Origin of the sequence: Kribbella sp. NPDC003505, assembly GCF_040610875.1 — a bacterium.
GTDB lineage: Bacteria > Actinomycetota > Actinomycetes > Propionibacteriales > Kribbellaceae > Kribbella.
Genome location: NZ_JBEXNA010000006.1, coordinates 66,958 through 88,859, shown reverse-complemented (window position 1 = coordinate 88,859; position 21,902 = coordinate 66,958). Strand labels below are relative to the sequence as shown.

Annotated in this window: 16 protein-coding genes; 11 read left to right on the top strand and 5 right to left on the bottom strand. The window is 69.9% G+C overall.

Annotation, left to right across the window (positions count from 1 at the left end; translation table 11 throughout):
• Window positions 1-4: 4 nt before the first annotated feature.
• Window positions 5-1,288, top strand: coding sequence for an amino acid permease (locus ABZX12_RS21625; RefSeq protein ID WP_355695619.1), 1,284 nt, complete (start codon window positions 5-7; stop codon window positions 1,286-1,288).
• Here ABZX12_RS21625 and ABZX12_RS21620 read toward each other — a convergent pair.
• A complete protein-coding gene (locus tag ABZX12_RS21620; RefSeq protein ID WP_355695618.1) occupies window positions 1,256-2,272 on the bottom strand; it encodes a matrixin family metalloprotease in 1,017 nt (338 codons plus the stop codon). The genes ABZX12_RS21625 and ABZX12_RS21620 overlap by 33 nt on opposite strands.
• Window positions 2,273-2,332: 60 nt before the next feature.
• Here ABZX12_RS21620 and ABZX12_RS21615 point away from each other — a divergent pair, with 60 nt between their 5' ends.
• Window positions 2,333-3,655 (top strand): glutamate synthase-related protein, encoded by a 1,323-nt coding sequence (locus tag ABZX12_RS21615; protein ID WP_355695616.1) that lies wholly within the window; start codon window positions 2,333-2,335, stop codon window positions 3,653-3,655.
• Window positions 3,656-3,691: 36 nt separating this feature from the next.
• Here ABZX12_RS21615 and ABZX12_RS21610 read toward each other — a convergent pair whose 3' ends face one another.
• On the bottom strand, window positions 3,692-4,462 hold the full coding sequence (locus ABZX12_RS21610; RefSeq protein WP_355695614.1) for a BTAD domain-containing putative transcriptional regulator: 771 nt from the start codon (window positions 4,460-4,462) through the stop codon (window positions 3,692-3,694).
• Window positions 4,463-4,811: 349 nt separating this feature from the next.
• Here ABZX12_RS21610 and ABZX12_RS21605 point away from each other — a divergent pair, with 349 nt between their 5' ends.
• The 6 genes from ABZX12_RS21605 to ABZX12_RS21580 all read left to right on the top strand — a co-directional run bounded on the left by ABZX12_RS21605 (window position 4,812) and on the right by ABZX12_RS21580 (window position 11,819).
• Window positions 4,812-6,095 carry an ATP-grasp domain-containing protein gene (locus ABZX12_RS21605; protein WP_355695612.1) on the top strand — a complete coding sequence of 428 codons (1,284 nt, stop codon included), beginning with the start codon at window positions 4,812-4,814 and terminating at the stop codon, window positions 6,093-6,095.
• A gap of 24 nt (window positions 6,096-6,119) precedes the next feature.
• Entirely contained in the window at window positions 6,120-7,463 is a 1,344-nt protein-coding gene (locus ABZX12_RS21600) for a SidA/IucD/PvdA family monooxygenase (RefSeq protein WP_355695611.1), read from the top strand.
• 46 nt (window positions 7,464-7,509) lie between these two features.
• Window positions 7,510-8,943 (top strand): cation:proton antiporter, encoded by a 1,434-nt coding sequence (locus tag ABZX12_RS21595; RefSeq protein WP_355695609.1) that lies wholly within the window; start codon window positions 7,510-7,512, stop codon window positions 8,941-8,943.
• 240 nt (window positions 8,944-9,183) lie between these two features.
• Window positions 9,184-9,810, top strand: coding sequence for a sigma-70 family RNA polymerase sigma factor (locus ABZX12_RS21590; RefSeq protein ID WP_355695607.1), 627 nt, complete (start codon window positions 9,184-9,186; stop codon window positions 9,808-9,810).
• A gap of 147 nt (window positions 9,811-9,957) precedes the next feature.
• Window positions 9,958-10,992: an L-glyceraldehyde 3-phosphate reductase gene (mgrA, locus tag ABZX12_RS21585; protein ID WP_355695605.1), complete on the top strand. Its 1,035-nt coding sequence runs from the start codon at window positions 9,958-9,960 to the stop codon at window positions 10,990-10,992.
• 173 nt (window positions 10,993-11,165) lie between these two features.
• A complete protein-coding gene (locus ABZX12_RS21580; RefSeq protein ID WP_355695603.1) occupies window positions 11,166-11,819 on the top strand; it encodes a hypothetical protein in 654 nt (217 codons plus the stop codon).
• Window positions 11,820-12,025: 206 nt separating this feature from the next.
• On the opposite strand, the gene ABZX12_RS21575 is transcribed toward ABZX12_RS21580, so the two are convergent.
• Window positions 12,026-12,994, bottom strand: coding sequence for a TAXI family TRAP transporter solute-binding subunit (locus ABZX12_RS21575; RefSeq protein WP_355695602.1), 969 nt, complete (start codon window positions 12,992-12,994; stop codon window positions 12,026-12,028).
• A complete protein-coding gene (locus ABZX12_RS21570) occupies window positions 12,991-15,015 on the bottom strand; it encodes a TRAP transporter fused permease subunit (RefSeq protein ID WP_355695600.1) in 2,025 nt (674 codons plus the stop codon). The genes ABZX12_RS21575 and ABZX12_RS21570 overlap by 4 nt, the downstream gene beginning before the upstream one ends.
• 118 nt (window positions 15,016-15,133) lie before the next feature.
• Here ABZX12_RS21570 and ABZX12_RS21565 point away from each other — a divergent pair, with 118 nt between their 5' ends.
• Window positions 15,134-15,799 carry a response regulator transcription factor gene (locus tag ABZX12_RS21565; RefSeq protein ID WP_012918592.1) on the top strand — a complete coding sequence of 222 codons (666 nt, stop codon included), beginning with the start codon at window positions 15,134-15,136 and terminating at the stop codon, window positions 15,797-15,799.
• Between the two features lie 36 nt (window positions 15,800-15,835).
• On the top strand, window positions 15,836-17,176 hold the full coding sequence (locus tag ABZX12_RS21560) for a HAMP domain-containing sensor histidine kinase (RefSeq protein WP_355695598.1): 1,341 nt from the start codon (window positions 15,836-15,838) through the stop codon (window positions 17,174-17,176).
• A gap of 172 nt (window positions 17,177-17,348) precedes the next feature.
• On the opposite strand, the gene ABZX12_RS21555 is transcribed toward ABZX12_RS21560, so the two are convergent.
• Complete coding sequence (locus ABZX12_RS21555; protein WP_355695596.1) at window positions 17,349-18,467, bottom strand: TAXI family TRAP transporter solute-binding subunit; 1,119 nt, start codon at window positions 18,465-18,467, stop codon at window positions 17,349-17,351.
• A gap of 190 nt (window positions 18,468-18,657) precedes the next feature.
• On the opposite strand from ABZX12_RS21555, the gene ABZX12_RS21550 reads away from it, so the two are divergent.
• A complete protein-coding gene (locus ABZX12_RS21550; RefSeq protein ID WP_355695595.1) occupies window positions 18,658-21,672 on the top strand; it encodes a glycoside hydrolase family 38 C-terminal domain-containing protein in 3,015 nt (1,004 codons plus the stop codon).
• Window positions 21,673-21,902: the final 230 nt, after the last annotated feature.

Genomic DNA, 21,902 nt, shown 5'->3' with positions numbered 1-21,902 from the left:
GCCCATGACAGAAACCTCGTCGGCGCCGGGCGGCCGGCTCAGTCTCGGACAAGGTACGGCGTTGTACGTCGGCGCCGTGCTGGCGACCGGCGTCATCGCGCTGCCGGCGCTCGCTGCCGACGTGGCGGGCCCGGCCTCGCTGCTGGCCTGGCTGGGACTCGCGGTCGTGTCCGCGCCGCTGGCCGCCACCTTCGCCGCGCTCGGCGCTCGCTACCCGGATGCGGGCGGGATCGCGACGTACGCGCGGCTGGCCTTCGGCGACCGGGCCGCGGCGATCGTCGGCTGGTGCTTCTACCTGTCCGTTCCGGTCGGCGGGCCGGCCGCCGCGCTGTGGGCGGGCGGCTATGTCGAAGGGGCGCTGGGCGGCGGACGGAGCACCGTCGTCGCCACCATGGTGGCGCTGTTGGTGATCGTGCCGGGTGCGAACGCCTTCGGCATCCAGGTGACGGGACGCGTCCAGATCGCCCTGGCCGGATTGCTGACGGTCTTCCTGGGTCTCGCGGTCGCGCTGTCGCTGCCGCACGCCGATCTGTCCAACCTGGAGCCGTTCGCACCGCATGGCTGGCAGGCGATCGGACCGGCCGCCGCTTTGCTGGTCTGGAGTTTCGTCGGCTGGGAAACAGTCACCTACCTGACCGCGGAGTTCCGGCGGCCGGCCCGCGACGTCCCGCGTGCCACCGCCTTCGCGGTGATCGTCGTCGGCGTGATCTACCTCAGCGTCGCCTTCGCCACGATCACCGTCCTGGGCCCGCGGGCCGGCGACACCGCGGCGCCGCTGGGCGATCTCCTGGCCATCGGCCTCGGCGGCAACGCCCGGGTACTGGCCGCGATCGCCGCGCTGCTGCTCACCTTCGGCGCGATGAACGCGTACTACGCGGGCGCCGCCAAGCTCGGCGCCGCCCTGGCCCGCGACGGCGCGCTGCCCGCCTGGCTGGACCGCGGCAGCTCAGCAGGTGAGGTTCCCCGACGCAGCCTCGCCGTCCTGAGCGCGATGTCGATGACGACGGCCGCGATCGTGGTGGCGGCACGGCTGGAGCCGCAATCCCTTGTCCTGCTCACCACCGGGCTCTTCGTGACCGTGTACGCCGTGGGCGTCGCGGCAGCGGTGAAGTTGCTGCCGCGACGCAGCGGAGCACGGTTCGCCGCGCTCGTGGCGCAAGGAGCTGTTGTGGTGCTGCTCCTGATGGCCGGGGTCTACCTCATTTGGCCGTTGGTCGTCACCATCGGCGCGTTGCTCTATCTGCGACTGACGCGTTCAGCGAGACCCGTAGAGCGCCCGCAGCCCTAGGACGTCGCCGCGGCCGAGGGTGCGCATGTGGCCGGTGCAGCGTCGGACGCCTGGGTACATCGTCAGATTGACGTCCTCGGCCGCGCTGAGGTTGACCAGTCCGTAGACGTGGCCGATCTCGTGGGTCAGCACCGACTCCACGTCGTACCGCCAGCGATCCTGATCGGGCGGCAGCGCCGGCCGGCAGGCGGGGTCGTTGACCGGATCGTAGGTCCACTTGTAGTCGGTGTCGTTCATCCTGATGTCCGCCGAGACGGCCATCGTGACGCCGTGCCGGGTCTCGGCCCAGGTGCACGTCCAGGCCAGTGTCGCTTCGAGGAAGCCGCCGGGCAGATCCCCCGCGTCGATCACGTTGCGGCCGTCGGAGTCGCCGCACGTGGTCTCACCTTCGGCATACACGAAATTGCCACGCTCGTTGGTGTGGCCCACGAATGCGCCGGCCGCGTGGATCCCGCCGCGCAGACCGCAGGTGTTGCGGCCTTGCGTCATGGTGGCGGTTGCCCTGCGGGCGGCTGCGTCGAAGGCGGCCTGGCTCTGGTTCGCGAGCGCCGTTCCTCTGGTGGTACGGAACAGCCAGGGTTTGTACCACTTGTAGGAACGCAGGCTGTACGTGTCCCGCTCGCAAGCCCCCGGCCCTGGCAGGTCCGGGAACTTGCTCGCCTGGTGGTGCGAGTCGGTCGTCACCACGCCGCGGGCGTCGGTGGCGAGGGTGAAGGTCCGGGCTCCGTCCGGATACAGCATGTCGAGGGTGACGCTGCGGCCCGGCTGCTGGACCGGGAGCGGCACCCCGTTGCCGGCGTCGACGAGCCGTCCGACGGCACCGCACTCGATCGCGGACCTGGAGGCCAGGTCGGCGAGTTTCAGGACGCCTCGCGGCAGGCCGCACGGATCGGCCGCGACGGCTGCTGTTGTGGTCAAGGGCGGTGCCGAGCCGACGCCGAGCGTCGCGCTCACGAGCACCACGATGGCACGCGTGTACTTCATGATGTTCCCCCCTTGGCGCTGCTACGCCGTATATCCGTGAGAGGCTCCGCGCGCGGTGCGGTGATACGGCGTATTTTCGGCGGACCGCCGCCGCCTCTTCCGGTCAGAGACCGATCGAAGGAGGGCATCCTGTACGCCGATGGGTTCCCCGAAGCAGCGATCCGCGAACGCGCCAAGGCCGGCGCCGCCGACGCGTTCCCACCCGCCGACGACTACGGGCAGGCGCTGTTCGGCGCCGGCAGCGGTGCCGCCGAACCGCAGTTGCCCGACGACCCCATCGACCGGCTGCGGCTGGTCCCGCCGGTCTTCGTTCCGCAGCGGCTCGCCCAACTCATCGAGTTGGCCCGCGAGCCGGTGTACCGCGACGTGCGGCTCGAGACGACCGTCGGCGGATTCCGCTCGGCGGTTCCGGTGTACGTGTCGGCGTTCGGGTCGACCGAAGCAGCGAGCGTAGCCCTCGGCGTGGCCGCCGCGCGGCAGGCCGGCCGGCTCGGCATCCCGATGGTCATCGGCGAGAACGTGATGCCGGTCAACAGCTACGGCCGCCTCGAGGCCGACGCGGAGCGTTCACTGCTCGGCCGGATCCGCGCGTACCAGAAGGAGGCGCTCGACTCCTACGGCGGTGTGGTCGTCCAGCAGAGCACCGAGGACGCCGATGCCGAGGTCTGGAACCTGGTGTACAGCGACCCGAATGTCCTTCCGCTGCTGGAATCCGGGCGGCTCGCGTTCGAACTCAAGGTCGGTCAGGGCGCCAAACCGGGACTGGGCGGGATGACGCTCGTCGACGCGAACGCCGCTGCGCGCCTGACGAGCGCGTACCTCATCGACCCCGTGTTCGGTGGCGAGCAGGTCCTGCGCAGCAGCAGCCCGGGAACCTTCACCGAGGAGATCCTGCGGCAGCAGATCCGCTTGATGCGGAACAACTACCCGCGGGCCCGGATCTGGGTGAAGCTACCGCCTGCCCGCGACGTGGCGGCGGCGGCGCGGGTCGCGTGGGCAGCCGGCGCGGACGCGGTCTCCGTCGACGGCGCGGAGGCCGGCACCGGCTGGGCGCCGCGCGCGTTCCTTCGCCATGTCGGGCTTCCGCTCGGCGAGTGCCTGCGGCGGATCGGTCAGGACCGAAACGACGCGGATCCCTCGTGCCTGCTGGTCTCCGGGCGCATGTGGGAGGGTGCCCGGGTCGCCAAGTGCCTGGCCCTCGGTGCGACCGCGGCCGGCCTGGGCCGGGCCGCGCTCATCGCGGTGGACACCGACCCGGAGCAGGGCCTCGTCAACCTCGTCGAGTGCCTGGCGCTCGAGCTGCAGTTCCTCGTCAGCTCGCTCGGCAAGTACCACGTGAAGGAACTCGGCGCCGAGGATCTGTGGAGCCCGGCCGGTCGCTGACGTTCCGCCAGGGCTCCACAGATCCAAGCGATTGCTCTAGGCCAAGGTCCTTCGGGACGCGAGGAACCGGCTCTGGTCCAGCCTCGGCAGGTCGGCCACGTTGGTCCGCGGACGGGCCCGGACCTGCCGGCTGCGCACCAGGTTCACCAGGTCCGCCGAGGGCTCGACGCCGAGCTCGGCCGCCAGGCTCCGCTCGAAGAACTCGAGCCGGCGGATCGCCTCGACCACGTTGTCCTCGGCCAGATGGACCTCGATCAGCACCCGGGTCGCGCTCTCCCGCAACGGCTCCAGGCGGACCGCGGCCATGGCTGCCTCGATCGCCTCGGCGTACCGCCCTGAGCAGGTCAGCTGCTGGGCCGTCAGCTCGAGCGCGTGCAACTGGAGCTGGCGCAGGCGTTCCCGCCCGAGCAGGACCCAGTCGTCGTACCAGCCGGGCAGCAGCTCTCCCATCGCCGCGAGTGTCGGCAGCAGGCCTTGGTCGGCTCCGCATTCGCCGTCGTTGATCACCCGGCGAATGGCGGTGATCAGCGTGTTCACGTCGACGTCCACGGACTCGTCGACGCGGAGCGTCTCGTCGCCGGTGACCAACGGCTGCACGCTCAGCTGACGTAGCCGCCACAAGGCGGTCCGCAGACAGGCCTGCGCCTTGGAGTCCGACACTTCCGGCCAGAGCGTTCCGGCCACTTCGGCACGGCTGGACCGTCCGCGGAGTGCGACGAACGCGACGACCCGGCGCGCGCTGAGCGGAATGGACAAGGTCTGTTGACCATCGACGACCCAGAAGCCGTCGAGCATGCGAAGCCGCACGGACGGGTGGGCTTCATCAGGTGGGTTCGCCGGATCCGGACGATCCGTCGGTACGGGCTGCGCGTGCATCTATCGATCTCCCCCACTGGATGCGTATTCCTCACGACCGCCACCGATCGACAATGCTCTCCCCCAGCGAGAACCTTGGGCGGGCAGGCTCCCAGGTGCAGGCATAGACGCCTCCTCTTTGCGTGGCTGCCGAGCTACCTTCCGTGAAGTCTGAGCCGTCAACTACTCGAGTGCAAGCCGTCAGGACGACGGATATCCCCTGCCGACGACGGCACTTGGTGTATCACCAACCACGGGTCAGCCGCTCTCGTTCGTCAGTAACAGCTCCCGGGAGGACGGCGTGACCGACAACACCGAAGGTGTCGTGCTGCAGTTGAGCAGTGGCTTCCAGCCGTACCGCGAGTACCTGATGCGCGGCGCGGCCGCCCGCGGGCCGCTGTGGCTGATCGACGACGAACCGGCCGGCTGGCAACAGCCGTACATCGCCGGCAGCTCCGTCGTCCCTCCGCTCGAGGGCGCGGGACTCGCGCTCGACATCGATCGTTTGCTTGCGGTCGCCGACTCGATCGCTCGTATTCATGGGGTTCGCGGCGTCTTCACCTACGACGAGCCGTCGGTGGTCGCGACCGCGTTGATCGCGGACCGGCTCAAACTGCCGGGCCTGACCGCGGAGGGCGCGCAGGGTTGTCGTGACAAGGCGCGGACCCGGCAGGCGCTCACCGACGCCGGGCTGCCGCAGCCGAAGTTCGCGGTCGCCACAACGGCCGACGAAGCCGCGACCGCCGCCGCGACGATCGGCTACCCGGTCGTGGTCAAGCCGCGCGGGATGGCCGCGAGCATCGGCGTCGCGGTGGTGGACGACGCGTCCGGAATCATCGAAGCGTTCGAAAGAGCGGACAGTTCCAGCCGCAGCGGTCCGGCCGAGTACCACGGCGGGGCGCTGATCGAAGAGCTCGTCGACGGTCCGGAGATCAGCGTCGACGGAGCGGTCGTGGCAGGTGAGTACCAGCCGTTCTTCGTTGCCCACAAGCAACTCGGCGCACCGCCGTACTTCGAGGAGATCGGCCACATCGTCGACGGCGCGGACCCGTTGCTGACCGATCCCGAGCTGCGCAAGCTGCTGCAGACCGCACACGAGGCGATCGGCACGCCGTACGGCATCACGCACACCGAGATCCGGTTCAGCTCCCGCGGGCCGGTCGTGATCGAGGTGAACGGACGCCTCGGCGGCGACCTGATCCCGTACCTCGGCAAGCTCGCGACCGGTATCGACCCCGGCGCGATCCTGGTCGACGTGGCGCGCGGCAACCGCCCGTACCTGGAAGCCGATCACCGCACGTGTGTCGGGATCCGGTTCTGCTACCCGCCCGAGGACGCCCGCGTCGTGAAGATCACCGTCCCGGAGCCGGGAGCCGTGCCCGGCCTGGTGGAGGCGCATCCGATGGTGGCCGAGGGCGCGACGGTCCGGCTGCCACCGCGGGCGCACATCGGGCGGCACGCGTACGTCATCTGCACCGCGAACGATCCCGCGACCTGTGCCGACCGGCTGACCGCCGCGGCAGAGCTCGTCGAACTGAAGTACGACGCACTGAACGAGTCCGACTACTCGGGCCGGCCCTGGTAAGCCACGACCCTATTTGGAGCCCTCATGACCAACCACGAGGTCGAACTGCTCGCCGTCGGCGCCGGGCCGGCCAACCTCGCCCTCGCCGTCGCACTGGAAGAACTCGGTGTCGACGGCCTGGCCGAGAACTCGCTGTTCATCGAACGCGGTCAGACGGTCGAATGGCAGCGCGGTCTGCTGCTGCCCTGGACGAAGAGCCAGGTGGCCTTCGCCAAGGACCTGGTGACGCTTCGGAACCCGCGCAGCAGGTTCACCTTCCTGAACTACCTGCGCAGCGTCGGCCGGCTCGACGACTTCATCAACATGGGCAGCTTCACGCCGTACCGGGTCGAGGTCTCCGGGTACCTGAGGTGGGTGTCGGAGTCGTTGCGGAAGGTCCGGCTCCAGCTCGGCTGCGACTGCGTCTCGATCGAACCGCAGCGCAACCCGGCCGGCGCCTTGACCGGATGGCTCACCCGGCTCGGCGACGGCAGCACGATCTCCAGCCGCTATCTGGTGATCGGCGCCGGACGCGACCCGTACGTCCCGGCCGAGTTCGCCAAGCTGCCGGCGGAGCGCGTCATCCACAGCACGCAGTACCGCAGCCGGATCGCGGCACTCGACAAGTCCGAGCCGCACCGGGTCGCGGTGGTCGGCGCGGCGCAGAGCGCGGCCGAGATGTTCCGGGCGACGCAGATCGACCTGCCGAACAGCGACGTCAGCTGGGTGATGCGGTCGATCGGGTTGCGCGCCTACGACACGAACAAGTTCACCAACGAGCTCTACTACCCGTCGTACATCGACAAGTTCTTCGAGGCCCGGCCGGAGGGCAGGGACCAGATCCTGCGGGAGATGCACCTGACGAACTACTCCGGCGTCGAGAGCGATCTTCTGCAGGAGTTGTACACGAGCATGTACCTGGACCGGCTGGCCGGTGTCGACCGGCGCCGGCTGGTGCCGATGACCGATATCGTCGGCGCCCGCACCGACGGGGACGAGGTCGTGCTGGAGCTGAGCGACCGCAAGACCGGTACCGTCAGCGAGCTGCGCCGCGACCTGGTGCTCCTCGGCACCGGGTTCGTCCGGGAGATGCCGCGGCTGGTCCGTGGGCTCAGCGACGCCATCGGGCTCGACCGGATCGAGGTGAACCGGCAGTACCGCCTGCAGCTCGACGAGCCGTCGGACGCCGCCTGCTACCTGCAGGGCGTGAACGAGGCGACGCACGGCATCGCCGATTCGCTGCTCAGCGTGCTCGGCAACCGGGCCGGCGACATCGCGCAGGACATCCTCGCGCACCGCGCCGGACGGCGGACCAACGGCGTGCACCGGCCGGCGGCCGAGCGGCTCACCGCGGTTCCGGTGTCCGCCGACGGCGCCGTCCCGGCCTGACCGGGTAGCAAGCCCGATGCAGCGGCGGGGCGGTTCATTGTTTCCCATGCCCGGCCGCGCCACGGCGGTCGGTGCCCTTCTGGTGGCCGGCGCGGCCGCCCTGGTCGGCGTCGGCTACGCCGCCGGCTGGCTGCGCCCGGACCACACGTCCACGGCGGCGTCCGTACCGGGCGCCGCCGGACCGAGCGCCGCGCAACAGATGTGGCGGCTGCTGCTGGCGGTCGCGGTCATCTGCGCGCTGGCGACCCTCTGCGGCCGGCTGGCCCGGCGGATCGGTCAGCCCGCGGTCGTCGGTGAGATCGTCGCCGGTCTGGTGCTCGGCCCCTCGGTGATCGGCTCGCTGGCGCCCTGGTTGTTCGACGCCATCCTGCCGGCCGAGGTCCGGCCGAACCTGGGTCTGCTGGCGCAGGCCGGGCTGGCCGTCTTCATGTTCACCGTCGGGAGCGATTTCGGCCGGGACCGGATCGGCCGCGACCGCGGTGCGATCGCCGCCGCCAGTCTCGCGATCATGGCGGTCCCGTTCGCCCTCGGACTCCTCGCGGCGCTACCGCTCTACTCGACGCTGGCCGGTCCCGGCGTCCACCGGCTGCCGTTCGTCGTCTTCATCGGTACGGCGCTCAGCATCACCGCGTTCCCGGTCCTGGCCCGGATCGTGCAGGACTGCGGACTGCAGGGCACCCGTCTCGGCTCGCTGGCCATGCTGTGCGCGGCAGCGGCCGATGTGCTCGCGTGGTGCGCGCTCGCCATCACCATGGCGATGATCCGGTCGGCCGGGCCCGGTGAAGCACTACTCGCGCTCGGCCTGACGGTGCTGCTCGGCGCGGCGGTCCTCCTGGTGCTCCGGCCGCTGCTGCAGCGACTTGCCCAGCGGTTCGCCGGGTCCCTGCCCACGCCCATCCTGGTGCTGCTCGTCCTCGGCCTGATCCTCGGCCTGGCCGCGGCGACCGACCACATCGGCGTGCACGCGATCTTCGGCGGTTTCCTCGCCGGCCTCGTCCTCCCGAAGGACAGCCCGCCGGTGGCGGCCGTGGCCGAGCAGATCGGCGGACTCAACCGCGCGCTGCTGGTCCCGGTCTTCTTCGCCTCGATCGGCCTGCAGACCGACGTCAACGCGGCGATCTCGCAGCCGCAGGTGCTGGCCGCCGGCGCTGTCCTGCTGGCCGTCGCGGTCATCGGCAAGCTGGGCGGCGCCGTACCGGTCGCGCGGGCCGGCGGGCTGCCGGTACGGTCCGCGGCCGGCCTGGGCGTCCTGATGAACGCTCGGGGGATCACGGAGATCGTCGTACTGTCGGCCGGGCTCGGCGTCGGCATCATCAACCACAGCGCCTTCACGGTGATGGTGTTGATGGCCCTGGTCACCACGATGATGGCGGCACCGTTGCTGCGCTGGTTGGGCCCGACTTTGCGCGATCGGAGCGTTACCGAGCAGTCGCCGAGCGACACATATGCAAACGGTGACGCGACAAGCACGATTCCGTGACGAATTGACTACGCCTGCGTGACGGCCCCGGTGATCGAATAGGCGCCGAAGGCAGCACTGACGACGACCACGGGGGCATGGTGAGGCAGAGGGCCGTCCGGAGTTTTGCCGCAGCACGGCTTCACCGAAGCCGCTGATGCCATCGGCTTTCGGGCCGGTGCGTTCGCGCACCGGCCCGATCTTCCCCTGCCCACGCGCGCTCCGTCGCCACCTGCGCGGATCAGCGAAAGGAAGTGAAGCGTGTCGACGATCTCGCTACGCAGCACTGCACGGCCGGCCAACGGAACGCGTCACCACACCGATTCCATCCACTCGAGCACGATCGAGGACGTCCTGAACCGCGCACTCGCCTCGGACTGGTCGGCCTGGAAGGAGTTGGAGCGCCGCTACGGCTCGCTGCTGCTGCACACTGCGCGCCGTGTCGGCCTGAGTCACAGCGACGCCTTCGACGTCGCTCAGCAGACGTGGCTGCGGTTGTGGCAGCACGGCGGCCAGATCCGTGATCCGCAGTGCCTTCCCGCGTGGCTGGCCGCGACGGCACGGCGGGAGGGGCTGCGGGTGGCGATCAGCCGCAAGCGGTACCTGCTGTACGCCGATCCGACCACCGAGCACGGTGACGGCCAGCGGGCGGCCGTGGTCGACGTCTACCCGGCCGACGGTGAGTACGAGCCTTCCACCGAGCGGGCCCTGGCCCGGCTCCCAGGGCGCTACCAGCGACTGATCCGGCTGCTGATGTCGGACAGCTGCCCGTCGTACCTGGAGATCGCCGAGACGCTGAACCTGCCCATCGGAAGCATCGGACCGATGCGGATGCGGGCCCTGCAGATGCTGCGCCGTACCCCCGAGCTGGCCACCGCCGCCCGCTGACCGGCGCCGCCGCGAGCTCCGGTGCCCCGGACCGGGGACACCGGGGCTCGTGGTCCAGAAGACGGGGTTCTAGGTTTGATTGCTGCCGTTTCTGCTTGAAAACAAGGGGTTTCGCACTTGTCGTGACATGGGGCAGACTGGGGTTCCGTGACTGATTATGTGGCGGCCGAGAGCCGGTACGACGACCAGATGAGCTACCGGCGGACCGGACGGAGCGGGCTGCAGCTGCCGGCCATCTCGCTCGGCCTGTGGCATAACTTCGGCGACGACAAGCCGTTCGCGACGCAGCGCGACATCCTGCGCCGGGCGTTCGACCTCGGCGTCACGCACTTCGACCTGGCGAACAACTACGGCCCGCCGTACGGCTCGGCCGAGACGAACTTCGGGACGCACTTCGCGCGCGACTTCCGGCCGTACCGCGACGAGCTGATCATCTCGACCAAGGCCGGCTACGACATGTGGCCGGGGCCGTACGGTCAGGGCGGCGGCTCGCGGAAGTACCTGCTCGCCTCGCTCGACCAGTCGCTGAGCCGGATGGGCCTGGACTACGTCGACATCTTCTACTCGCACCGGTTCGACCCGGACACCCCGCTCGAGGAGACGATGGGCGCGCTCGACGCGGCGGTCCGCTCGGGCAAGGCGCTGTACGCCGGCATCTCGTCGTACTCCGCCGACCGGACCCGGGAGGCCGCGCGGATCCTGGCCGAGCTCGGGACGCCGCTGCTCATCCACCAGCCGTCGTACTCGATGCTGAACCGCTGGATCGAGGAGGACCTGCTGGACGCGGTCGGCGACCTCGGCGTCGGCGTGATCGCGTTCTCGCCGCTGGCGCAGGGCGTGCTCACCGACCGGTACCTGGGCGGCATCCCGTCCGACTCCCGCGCGGCGCAGGGCAAGTCCCTCAACCCGGACTCGCTCACCGAGGACACCCTCAAGCACGTCCGCGCGCTGAGCGAGATCGCGCAGCAGCGCGGCCAGTCCGTCGCCCAGCTCGCGCTCGCCTGGACGCTGCGCGACGACCGGGTGACGAGCGCGCTGATCGGCGCCTCCAGCGTCGCCCAGCTCGAGGACAACCTGGCCGCGGTCCGCAACCTGAAGTTCAGCCCCGAAGAGCTCGAGGCCATCGACGCCGACGCCGTCGAGGCCGGTATCAACCTCTGGAAGAAGAGCTCCGACGCCTGAGCCGTCCTGCGCACCGCCCACGCCCGCCGCGACCTGTCCGCGGCGGGCGTTCGCGTTCCTGAGTACGGGCGGAGCACGGCCGGAGTACGGCCGGGTTACGGAGCGGGGTGAGGCGGTTGCGGTTCGGGTGGGATGGGCACACGCTGGAGGGAGACCCTCTGGAGGTGGTTGTCATGACCGCTTCGACGCTCGAATTGGCCCTGACCTACGAACACGCACGGATCCGGGAGCTGGCCGAGCCGGCTCACCACCCGGACGCCGCGCACCCCGAGCACCGGCACCAGACCGACTGGTTCTACGCGATCGCGGCGCAGCATCTGGCCGCGGCCGAGGACGTGCTCCTCCCGCACGTACGCCGGCTCTCCGACGGGGACGAGCTGATCACCCGGTACGTCGGCAACGCGAAGGAACTCGAACGCTCGCTGCGCTTCCTGAAAGGACGGCAGTACGGCGACAGCCGATTCGTGGATCTGCAGCACGACGACCTGTGGCGGCAGATCGACCGGCTGCTCGACGAGCACGAGACGATGGAGACGACGTACGGCCGCCGGATCTCCGAGCAGCTCGACGGCGCAGACGTGAACCGGCTGACCGAGAACCTGCTGGAAGCCGAGGAGATCGCCCCGACGAGGGCGCACCCGTACTCCCCGCACACCGGGTCGGCGGGCCGGCTGGCGCACCGGATGTGGCGGTTGGCCGACGCCGCGTGGGACAGCGCCGAGGGACGGGTCATACCGACGAAGTACCACGCCCATCCCAAGCGCGACTCCGCGCTCTCGCACTATCTGTACGGCACACCGATGCCGCACGAGGAGGAACACCAGTAGAGCCCGGCCCCGGCGGATGCCTCCGCCAGGACCGGGCCCGGTTGCCGACCGTCACTGCGCCTGGTTGTGGGGCCGGCTGGGTCCCGTCCCCGCTGCGCCTGAGGTGCGGAGCCGGGGCCCTGCGTCCTCCCCCGCTGCGCCTGGTGTGCGGGGGAGGACGGTCCGTGAGCCTGGGTACCGCAACAGCTACCGGTACCCAGGACCTGCTATTTGAGTCCGTCGAGCGCCTTCTTCGCCCCCGGGTGCAGCGGCACCGGGTCGGTCTTCGTCGCGTTCTCCAGCGTGATGCCCTTCGCCGCCGCGTTCACCGCGACCAGGGCGTCCATGTTCTCGTACAGCGTCTTCGTCAGCTGCTCGGCCAGCTCGTCGTTCATGTTCTTGCGGACGAGCAGCACGTTCGGTACGACGATCGTCGCCACGTCGGCCGGTTGCTTGTACGTCGCCGCCGGGATCGGGGCCTGCGAGTAGACCGCGCCGTACTTCTCCTGCATCTTCGGCAGCAGGTCCGCGATCGGCAGCAGCTTCACGCCCTTGCCCATGCTGGTGGTCAGGTCGGTGATGCCGCCGGTCGGCAACCCGCCGGACCAGACCAGCGCGTCGATCGACCCGGACTTCATCGCGTCCACCGACTCCGGCAGGCCGAGCCGCTGCGCGGTCACGTCACTGGCCGGGTCCAGCCCTGCCGCCTCGAGCAGCCGGCGCGCGATCACCTCGGTCCCCGAGTTCGGCGAACCGGTCGAGACCCGCTTGCCCTTCAGGTCCGCGATCGAGGTGATGTTCGCCGACGTCCGGACGGCGACCTGGGTGTAGTTGTTGTACAGCCGGGTCAGCGCGACCACATCCTGCTTGGTCTTGAAGCTGTTCGCGCCGTTCACCGCGTCCGCCGCCGAGTCGCCGAGCGAGAACGCGATGTCGTAGTTCCCGCCGACCAGGCCCTGGATGTTCTGCACCGAGGCGCCGGTCTCGCTCGCGGTCGCCCGGTAGCCGGACATCTTCTGCGAGATCACCGAGGCCAGCGCGCCGCCGAGCTGGTAATACACGCCGGTCGTGTTGCCGGTGGCGATCGTCAGCCGGCCGCCGGACTCCGTACCGGATCCGGACGGTTCGCGCTGGCCTCCGCAGGCGGCCAGCGCCAGCACGGTGACGAGTGCCACGGCAACAGATCGGAGTCTCATGAGGCAACGGTTCCTTCCTCGGCAGCGGCCTGGCGTTGCCGCCGGACCAGATTGATGACGACGGCAACAAGTAGCAAACAGATTCCGGCGGTGATGGTTACGGGCGCGAGGTAAAGCAGCAGCGCGGCGGCCGGTACGCAGAACGCCCGCTCGATCCAGGTCGTCCGCACGAACACCCAGCCGCCGGTGACCACGGCCAGCGCGGCCACCGCCAGCATCGACACCAGCGTGGTCCAGACCATGCCGGCGAACGAGCCCTGACCGAGCAGGTGCGCGCCGTTGTCGGTGAGCACGAACGCGAACGGCACCAGGAAGGCCGGCAGCGTGTACTTCCAGGCCTGCCACATCGTCGGCATCACCTTGCCGCCGGTGATCGCGGCGGTCGCGACCGCGGCCAGCGCGGTCGGCGGCGACACCTCGGACAGGACCGCGTAGTAGAAGATGAACATGTACGCCTCGGGCTGCGTCACGCCGAGATTCACCAGGGCCGGCGAGATGATCACCGCCGCGATGATGAACGACGCGGTCACCGGCACCGCCAGACCGAGGATCAGCACGGCGAACGCGGACAGCACCACGGTCAGGATCAGCACCGCGGTGTGGTTGTCGGTCAGCCCGCGGGCCGCGTTGACGATGATCTCCGCGAGGTTCAGCCCCAGGCCGGTCTGGGTCGTGACCGCGACGATCACGCCGGCCGTCGCACAGGTCGCCGCCACCGGCAGGACCGAACGGGTGCCCTGGGCAAGCGCCTTGAACAGCGGCCGTCCGGTCAGCCGGTGCTCGCGGTCCAGGAACGACAACCCGAACTGCACGATCACCGCGTAGACCACGGCCTTGAACGGCGGGACGTCGACCGCCATGAAGCCGATGATCACGAACAACGACAAGAAGTGGTACCCGAACCGCAGGAACAGCCGCCACGCCGACCGGTCGGACACCTCGGTCGACGTCGTCCCGTGCTTGCGGGCGTCGATCTCGATCGCCAGCAGGATGCCCAGGTAGTACAGGATCGTCGGGATCACCGCGAACCCGAGGACCTTCAGGTACGAGACCTGGAGGAACTCGGCGATGATGAACGCGGCCGCACCGAGGGTCGGCGGGGACAGGATCGCGCCGATCCCGGACGCGGCGAGCATTCCGCCTGCCGGTTCGGGCGGGTAACCGGCCCGGCGCAGGATCGGCCACGAGACGGTGCCCAGCGACACCGCGGTCGCCGTCCCCGACCCCGAGACACTGCCGAGCAGGAAGCCCGCCAGCGTGACCGTGCGGCCGGGTGCGGTGCGGCTGCGCCGGAAGGCGGCGAACGACAGGTCGATGAAGAACTTGCCCGCGCCCGAGTAGTCGAGCACCGCGCCGTAGATGGTGAAGAGCACGATGTACGACGCGGCGACGTTCAACGGGGTCCCGTAGAACCCCACCGTGCCCATCGTGAACTGGGCGATGATCGCGTCGAAGTTGAAGCCTTGGTGCGCGAGCGACCAGGTGTAGGGAAGGTAGCCGCCGTAGTACGCATAGGCGATGAAGACCAGGCTGAACACCGGGAGCACCCAACCGGTGGTGCGGCGGCACGCTTCGAGCAGCAGGACCAGTAATACAGCACCGGCGACCACGTCCATCGCCGATGGGGCCTGCCGGCGCTCGAGGTAGCCGTCGAAGTCGAGGAGCGGATAGACGCACACCGCCAGCGCCACCAGCGCAAGGACCCAGTCGGCCAAGCCGGGGTCGTCATGGGCGCGGGCCCGGAACGGATTGACGACCGCCGGCACCTTCCAGCCCCGGTAACACAGCAGCGTGATCGGCAGAACCGCTGCGAGAAAGATCACCAAGTAGAACTGCGTTCCTTGTGGTAAAGGCGCGAACACCTGCACCAGGACGCCGACGCTCACGATTGCGCACCAGACCGAAATCAGCAGGTCCAGGGCAGGTCGCAGCCGCCGAGCGGGGCGTTCCTGCTCGTACTCGGCCAGTTCTTCCTCGGAGGGCACGGTCGCGCCACCCCCGGTGCCAACACCGACAGTCATCTAGCGGTTCCCTCCTGTGTCCGGAAGGCTAATGTTGCCGAACACTGCGTGGAGTCGCGTGATTACGTCTTTACCAAGATCTGACACATCGGGCCGTGACCTGGCCTACGATCACCGCATGAGTGGCGCGGTGCGGATTCTGCTGGTCGAGGACGATCTCGATATCGCCAATGCACTGATACCCGCCTTGCGGCGTTACGGCCTGATGGTGACGCACGTCCGCACGGCCGCCGACGCCCTGGCGGCCGACCCCGGCGACCTGGTCCTGCTGGACCTGGGACTGCCGGACGGGGACGGTATCAACGTGTGCCGGCAGATCCGCACGGTCTCGGACGTGCCGGTGATCGCGGTGACGGCGCGCGGCGAGGCCGCCGACCGGGTCCGCGGCCTGCGCAGCGGCGCCGACGACTATGTGGTGAAACCGTTCGCGATTTCCGAGCTGCTGGCCCGTATCGATGCTGTACTTCGTCGTACCGGCCTCTTGCAGCCCCGCCCCCGGGTGACCGTCGGCGACCTGACCGTGGACATCGAGGCCCGGACCGTTCAGGTGGCCGACAAGCCCATCAGTCTGACCCGCAAGGAGTTCGACGTGCTCGCAGTGCTGGCCGCGCACCACGGCCGGGTGGTCCCCCGTGAACAGGTCGCGCTGTACGCCTGGCAGTCGGTCTTCGAGGCGTCGTCGCGCACGATGGACGTGCACGTCGCCAGCCTGCGCGCCAAGCTCGGCCGGCCCGAACTGGTGCAGACCATCCGCGGCGTCGGTTACCGCCTGGGTTCGGACTGACCGTTGCGCCGTCGACTACTGCAGTCCCTCGTCCCGATGGTCGTCGCACTGGCGATCGTCGCTGTGATCCCGCTGGCGAACTTCATCGCCACGAGTACGTCCCGCACGCTCTTCCTGTCCCGCAGCAACGACGCCGACTGGTTCGCCGCGATGGCCGAGTCGCCGTTGCAGACCGGCGACATCGCGAACCTGCGGGAGCTCGCGGTCCGGTACCAGGAGCTCTACAACACCCCGGTCTTCGTCGTCGACGTCGACTCCCGCGTCGTGGCCACCTCGGTGTCCGGTGTGGACGTCAAGGAGGAGGACATCTCGGCCGCCCTGCACAGCACGCTGGCGGGCCGGCTGCCGGCCGAGCCGCCGCCGCTGTGGCCATGGCGCTCCGGCGAGATGGTCGTGTCCCGCCCGGTCGTCAACAACGGCAGTGTGCTCGGTGCCGCCGTCCTGCGGGTGCCGACCGACAAGGCCCGCGACCAGGTGCAGAGCGGACTGCTGCTACTCCTCGGCGGCCTGCTGATCAGCATCGGCGCGATCATCATCGGTATCGTCCGGCCGATCACCCGCTGGGTGCTGCGGCCGCTGCAGGACCTCGACAACGCCACCCACCAGATCACCCGCGGCGCGCTCGACACCCGGGTCTCGACCGACGGACGCGCACCGGAGCTCCGCCGGCTGGGCGACAGCTTCAACTCGATGGCGCTGAGCCTGCACCAGGCACGGCAGCGTGAGCGTGAGTTCGTCGCGGACGCGTCGCACCAACTGCGGACGCCGTTGACGTCGGCCCGGATCCACATCGAGGGCCTGTCCCGGTTGTCGCCGACCGCGCGGTTCGCGCTCAGCGACATCGACCGGCTCGGCCGGATCGTCCAGCGGCTGTCCCGGCTGGCCGGCTCGGACCGCCCGTCGGCCGATGCCGAGGGCAACGAAGAGCCGCTGGACCTGGCCCAGGCGGTGAAGGAGCGCCTGGTCGGCTGGAAGGCCGTGTACGCCGCCGACGACCTGGAGCTGATCGTCGGCGAGATGGTGCCGGGCGGTGTCGCCCCGGAGCTCGAGGTCGACGACATCCTCGACGTCCTGCTCGACAACGCGTCGAAGTACGGCGCGCCGCCGGTGGAGGTCTCGGTCACCCGGGACGGCACCGAGGTGGTGATGTCGGTCCGCGACCACGGCCTGGGACTCGGCTCCCGGGACCTGAAGAAGGTCGGCGAGCGGTTCTGGCGCAGCGCGCACCACCGCGAGATGCCGGGCACCGGCCTCGGTCTGGCGATCGTCCGCTCCGAAGCGGCCCGCGTCGGCGGCCGCGTCGTGGCCCGGCCCCCGATCGGCGGCGGCCTGGTCATCGAGGTCCGAGTCCCCCTGATCGACGACTACGACGCCTGACCCCCACCACCCGCCCCGTACCACCCGCCCCACCCGACCTGACCCACCCGACCTGACCCACACGACCTGACCCACACGAGGGGATATCCCCTGGTGTGGGGGGTTCTCCCCTCGCACACCAGCGGAGAAGGCCCAACACGAGCGGATATCCGCTCGTGTTGGCAGGGGTGGGTCAGATGTGGTTCTGGCGGTACCAGCGCTCGGCGGCGGGGTGCAACGGCACCGGCATCGTGGCGATCGCGGAGCGCGGGTCCAGCGCACCGGCTTCGGGGTGACCGCCGGTCCCCGGGCTGGCTCCGGGCGACGGCGTGCCCTTGATCAGGTCGTTCTGCCGGCGGAACAGCGTGTTGACCGTCCACCAGGCCCACGAGTCCGACAGGTTCGGCTTCGCGATCAGGTAGTTCGGGATCGCCAGCGTCGGCACCGACTGGGCCAGCCCGTACTGCGAGGGCGGGATCGCCGACACCATGAACCCGCCGAACTCCTTCAGGGCGATCGTCTCCGCGACGCCGCCGATGTCCAGCAGCCGGAACCCGATGGTCTTCTGCAGCGCGACGATCGGATCCGTCGGCACCCCGCCGCTCCAGATGAACGCGTCGATCGACCCCTTGCTGGCACCGGGCTTGGGCTGCAGCGCGGCGACCATCTCCCCCAGCGTCAGGTTCTTCCGGGTGACGGCGACCGTGGCCGGGTCCAGCGTCGGATTCTTCTGGATCACGTCGGCCCGGGCCCTTTCCAGGATCAGGTCCGCGACGATCTCGGTCCCGGAGTCCTTGGGGCCGACACCGACGACCGTCCGCCGTGTCGGGTTGTCCTTGCTCGGGAAGAGGTCGTCCAGGCTCTTCGCCTTCGACGCCATCGGTACGACGACGTGCACGTAGTTGTCGTACACCCGGGCCAGCGCGGTGAACCGCAGCGGCACGCCGGTGCTGAACTGGCCGGTGCCCTCGTACGCCGCGAGCGCGGAGTCCGACGTACACAGTCCGAGGTCGGCTTTGCGGCCTGAGACCTTGTACAGGTTGTCCACCGATCCGTCGGTCACGATCGGCTTCAGCTCCATGCCGGTGACCTCGCTCACCAGCCCGCTGAGCGCCGTCCCGAACGTGTTGTAGACGCCGTTCAGGTTGCCGGTCGCGAAGATCCCCGCCTCCGAGGGCGCCGGCTCGTCGGCACGGCCGCGCGAGCAGCCCGGCAGCAGCAGTCCGGAGGCCGCGGCGGCGCCGAAACCGAGGAAGCTGCGGCGGGTCAGCCCGGTCGGCCGGGCAGGGGTCAGCAGGCGGGGGCGATCCATGCAGGACAACCTAGACAACAATGAGGCCTCCGGGGTAGCCGCGTCGGCGCCCCGCAACCCAACCGCTACGCAGCGAAATTCCACACAGCGAGAGACAAACTGCGTCTGGACGCGGCCGGGGTCGGTGTGACAGCGTTGTCATCCGCGGCCTGGTCGGCCGCGTGAGGATCCTTTCCCGGAGGCTGATTTCGTGCACGACGACCGTCAACTCATCGAGGAGCGGCTCAAGCGCGCCCTGCGGGAGCGACTCCGCCCCGCGATCTACGGCGCGGCGGTCCCGCTGGACATCGAGGTGTGGCACGCACCCGGTGAGCCGGTGTCACCCGCCGAGGCGCTCGCCCAGACCTACGAGCCGGCCGCGATCGGCCTGCCGTGGGGCCCGGCCTGGGGCACCGCCTGGTTCAAGTTCAGCGGCCAGGTGCCTGCCGAGTGGGCCGGCCGGGAGATCGAGGCGGTCATCGACCTCGGCTTCAGCGGCGGCCCCGGCTTCTCCGCGGAGGGCCTGGTGCACACCACCTCGGGCCGGCCGCTGAAGGGCCTGCACCCGCGGCAGACCTACGCCCCGCTGTCGATCCTCGGCCCGGACGGTACGGCGGCCTCGCCCGGCGACCGGATCGAGTTCTACGTCGAGGGCGCCGCGAACCCGGAGATCCCGCTCGACAACGCCTACGCGAAGGTCGACATCGGCGCCAAGCTCGGTGAGACGCCGATCTATCGGCTCACCCGCGCCGACCTGGCCGTGTTCAACGCCGAGGTGTGGGACCTGATCCTGGACCTCGAGGCGCTCGACGGCCTGCAGCGCGAGCTGTCCCTGCAGGACCCGCGCCGCCGGGAGATCCTGCGGGCGCTCAGCCGTTCGCTGGACGCACTGGACTACGAGGACGTGGCCGGCACCGCCGCCGACGCCCGCGCCCAGCTGACCGATGTCCTGAGCCGGCCCGCGCACGCCAGCGCGCACCAACTGTCGGCGGTCGGCCACGCGCACATCGACTCCGCCTGGCTCTGGCCGCTGCGGGAGACCCGCCGCAAGGTCGCCCGGACGGTGTCCAACGTTGCCACCCTGGCCGAGGAGTACCCGGAGCTGGTGTTCGCGTTCTCGCAGGCCCAGCAGCACGCCTGGGTGAAGGAGAACTACCCGGAGGTCTGGGAGCGGCTGAAGAAGGCCGTCGCCGAGGGCCACATCGTCCCGGTGGGCGGCATGTGGGTCGAGTCCGACACCAACCTGCCCGGCAGCGAGGCGCTGGCCCGGCAGTTCGTGCACGGCAAGAAGTTCTTCCTGGACGAGTACGGGATCGACACCCAGGAGGTCTGGCTGCCGGACTCGTTCGGCTACACCGCGGCGCTGCCGCAGCTGGTGAAGCTGTCCGGCTCGAAGTGGTTCCTGACCCAGAAGATCTCCTGGAACAAGGAGAACAAGTTCCCGCACCACACCTTCTGGTGGGAGGGTCTGGACGGGACGCGGGTGTTCACCCACTTCCCGCCGATCGACACCTACAACTCCGACCTGTCCGGGCGCGAACTCGCGCACGCGCAGCGCAACTTCCAGGAGAACGGCGCCGCGACCCGCTCGCTGGTCCCGTTCGGCTACGGCGACGGCGGCGGCGGACCCACCCGCGAGTTCGTCGCGACCGCGCGCCGGGTGGCGAACCTGGAGTCCTCGCCGCAGGTGACGATCGAGTCGCCGACCGAGTTCTTCACCGCCGCCGAGGACGAGTACCGCGAGCACGCGCCGGTCTGGTCCGGTGAGCTCTACCTGGAGATCCACCGCGCGACCTACACGTCGCAGGCCAAGACCAAGCAGGGCAACCGGCGGACCGAGCACCTGCTCCGCGAGGCCGAGCTGTGGAGCGCCGCGGCGGTCGTCGCGGGCAAGCTCGACGCGTACCCGTACGAGGACCTCGACCGGCTGTGGAAGGTCGCGCTGCTGCACCAGTTCCACGACATCCTGCCGGGCTCCTCGATCTCGTGGGTGCACCGCGAGGCCGAGGCGACGTACGCGCGGATCGCCGACGAGCTGAACGCGATCATCGCCACCGCGCAGCAGGCGCTGGCCGGCTCCGGTGACGCGCAGATCGTCTTCAACGCGGCGCCGCACTCGCGCAGCGGCGTCCCCGGCCTGGGCGCAGGCGTCCCGGCCGGCGAAGGGCAGGCCGTCACGGTCGAGAACGGCGTCCTGGACAACGGCCTGATCCGGGTCACGATCGACGAGCGCGGCCTGATCACCTCGCTGTACGACGTGGAGGCTTCGCGCGAGGTGATCGCACCGGGCGCCGTGGGCAACCTCCTGCAGCTGCACGTGGACACCCCGAACCACTGGGACGCGTGGGACGTCGACTCGTTCTACAAGAACAACGTCCGGGACGTGACCGAGGTCGACAGCGTCGACTTCAGCACCGTCGACGGCGTCGCGACCGTGGTCGTGAAGCGGTCCTTCAACCGGTCCACGGTGACCCAGACGCTGCGGGTCCGCCCGGGCGCCAAGCGGGTCGACATCGAGACCGAGATGGACTGGCACGAGGCGGAGAAGTTCCTCAAGGCGGCGTACCCGGTCGACGTGCACGCCGACCGCTCGGCCTCCGAGACCCAGTTCGGGCACATCTTCCGGCCGACCCACCAGAACACCTCGTGGGACGCGGCGAAGTTCGAGATCGCGGCGCACCGCTGGGTGCACGTCGGCGAGCCCGGCTACGGCGTCGCGGTGGTCAACGACTCGACGTACGGCCACGACATCAACCGGACCGCGCGGGAGGACGGCGGCACCACGACCACCATCCGTACCTCGCTGATCCGGGCGCCGCGGTTCCCCGACCCGTTGACCGACCAGGGCGTGCACACCGTGAACCACGCGCTGGTGGTCGGCGCCGGGATCGGTGAGGCGATCGAGGAGGGCTACCGGATCAACCTTCCGGAGCGGGTCGTCACCGGCGCCGAGGGCGTCGCGCCGATCGTTGCTGTCGACAACGACAGCGTGATCGTCGAGGCGCTCAAGCTGGCCGACGACCAGTCCGGCGACGTGGTCGTCCGGCTGTACGAGTCGAGCGGCGGCCGCTCCCGGGCGACGGTCACCCCGTCGTTCCAGGCGGCCTCCGTCACCGAGGTCGACCTCCTCGAGCGCCACCTGGCGGACCGGGACCTGCAGGACAACGGAGTCACCTTCGAGCTCCGCCCCTTCCAGATCCTCACCCTCCGCTTCCAGCGTTCCTGACCCGGGCTCCCGGCCTCCACCCCTCCCCCCACCCCGGAGGCCGGCCCCACCCCAGGAGGTTCCACCTCCTACCACCCGCGCCCGGCGCCGCACAGCGGTGCCGGGCGCGGGTGTTTGTTCGGGGGACGTCGTACGGAGTCATCGTCGGCCGTCTACCAGCTGCCTCGGATCGGCGCGGCACTTGTGGCGTTCGATGCCCGGCGTTCACCCGGCTGACGTAGCGTGAACAG